Here is a 1,335-nt window from a genome sequence, read left to right on the forward strand (position 1 = left end):
GGCTCTTCGTCGTTTCAAGTGGATTTGAGCAGATTACCAACCGGTGAGGCGATCAGGTAAATCATGCTGATAAATGTCTGTGGGTTCCGATACCCTCTGGCCCGTGCTTTGGCTGCCTGGAAAATGCTATTCAAGCCTTCCAGGCGAGCATTGCTGTGGCCCGACTGCCACCGTGATTCAATCGCCTGGCGGTGCCTGATCACTGTTTCGATTGCGGAGATGATCGGCTTTAACACCGGTGATCTGGTCAAATCGGTCTCTGCCATGCACAGTAGAAAATTGCTCAAGCGCCACTTGGCTGCCTGCGGGGTTGCTGCTTTTCGGACCCAACGCAACCGCTCTTTCACCCGCCAGGCGAGGGCCGTGAAAAAGTCCATCGAATTGAGCTCTGCCAGGGCGTGTCGTTCATTTTCGCTGAGGGTGGTGGATTCCTCGTTCTTCAAGACAGCCCAGCGCGTTGCCTTTGGCAACCGTTTCTTCTTGGCCTCCAAGACACGGACTTTATTGACCGCCTTGGTGAAGATCTGCACGACATGGAACCAATCGACCGTGATCTCTGCCTTCGAGAAATGCTTCCTGATACCGGACAGAAATGGCCTGGACATATCGCACGTCACTTCCAGGATATTGTCGGCAGTGCCGCCGTGCTCAGTGAGAAATCGTTTAAATTCACGGATCGTATCCTGGCCTTTGCCGGGAACGGCGAAAACAACCGGATTCTTCTGTTGGTCCAGGTCGATGAACACGGTCACGTAGTTGTGCCGTTTCTTTGCCGAGGTTTCATCAAGACCAATGGCTTTGAGTTCGGTCAGATCAAGCTTGGCCAGGCTTTCCGAGACGTAATGAGACACGATGCGCCACAGCTTTTTATCGGGAATCTGGATGATCCGGGCTGCAGCCAATACCGGCATCTCGCGAACCAGCATGAGCGCGGCTTGCTCGAACAGCAAGGTGAACTTGCTACCCTTGCGCGCCCAGGGCACGGTGATTCTTTTAACCCCATGGTCGTTGCACTTGATTCGTGGCACGTCGGCAGTGATATAGCAATGGTGCTGGAAGAAGTTGAGATGCCGCCAGGTCATTTCCTTGAAGTCATGGGCCTTACACAGCTCTCCGCACTCAGGACAAGGGAAACTGCTTCCCCGTGGAGCGGACAGGGTGATCCGCAGTTCGTGGGGCGTGCACTCGGTGTTCAGAGATTGGCCGGTGATTTCCCAGGGTCTCTCTAATCCAAGTCCTAATGCTATGATATCGTTGCCATTCATACGTTTCTCCTCGCTATTTCGTGTGGATTTGATCTTATGATATCAAATCCACACGAAATGACGAGGAGCC

Annotated in this window: 1 protein-coding gene; it reads right to left on the reverse strand. The window is 53.3% G+C overall.

Going from position 1 to position 1,335, the window contains the following annotated elements; genetic code table 11:
- Window positions 1-14: 14 nt before the first annotated feature.
- Window positions 15-1,265 (reverse strand): ISL3 family transposase, encoded by a 1,251-nt coding sequence (locus BUC26_RS22555; RefSeq protein ID WP_073379688.1) that lies wholly within the window; start codon window positions 1,263-1,265, stop codon window positions 15-17.
- Window positions 1,266-1,335 lie beyond the last annotated feature (70 nt).

The sequence above is a fragment of the Desulfofustis glycolicus DSM 9705 genome (genome assembly GCF_900130015.1).
Lineage (GTDB): Bacteria > Desulfobacterota > Desulfobulbia > Desulfobulbales > Desulfocapsaceae > Desulfofustis > Desulfofustis glycolicus.